The organism is Pseudomonas sp. 43(2021) (assembly GCF_017490805.1).
GTDB lineage: Bacteria > Pseudomonadota > Gammaproteobacteria > Pseudomonadales > Pseudomonadaceae > Aquipseudomonas.
Genome location: NZ_JAFGYJ010000172.1, coordinates 1 through 600, shown reverse-complemented (window position 1 = coordinate 600; position 600 = coordinate 1). Strand labels below are relative to the sequence as shown.

Here is a 600-nt window from a genome sequence, read left to right as displayed (position 1 = left end):
CACTTGCTCACTCCTTGATCAAGAATGGGCGGATTATGCCTCAATCTCCCAGAAAAACTCCACGCTGGCACTACGACCCTGGTCCGACCAACTGGCGTTGCGCCCCAGTTGCCGGACCAGCACGATGCCGCGTCCCGACCAGCGGGCGTTATCCACGGGCCGCTCCATGACCCGCGCCACAACGAGGCCCTTGCCGCTGTCCTCGACGCGAATGACCACCCGCCCGCCCTCGCCTGGCGGCTGGACCTGCAGATGCACGCGAACGAAACCGTCTTGCAGCGCCTCCAGCCGGGCCGCGCGCATTTAATAGTAGCGGGCGAAACCTGCCGCATCGCGTTTAAGGCTGGAGTCCAGCCCAAGCACGCCATGCTCCAGGCCATTGGAATACAACTCGGCGAGCACGCTGTACAGCGCTCCGCTTTGCGCGCGCAGGCCATGTACCTCAAGCAGCAACTGCAAGAGGAACGGCAACGGATTGAAACGCCTGAGCGTGGCGCCGCGACATTCGAAACTGGCCGACCAGTCCAGCGGGCACGACTGGCCGCTGTCGGAATACACCGGCGCCGCGCCGTGGGTCTGCGTCGACTCAAGCAGACTGAC

At 64.2% G+C, this 600-nt stretch carries 1 pseudogene; it reads right to left on the bottom strand.

Annotated features, from left to right (window positions below):
* Nucleotides 1-33: 33 nt before the first annotated feature.
* Nucleotides 34-600: pseudogene (locus J5M71_RS26585) on the bottom strand (fused response regulator/phosphatase); the annotation flags it as partial.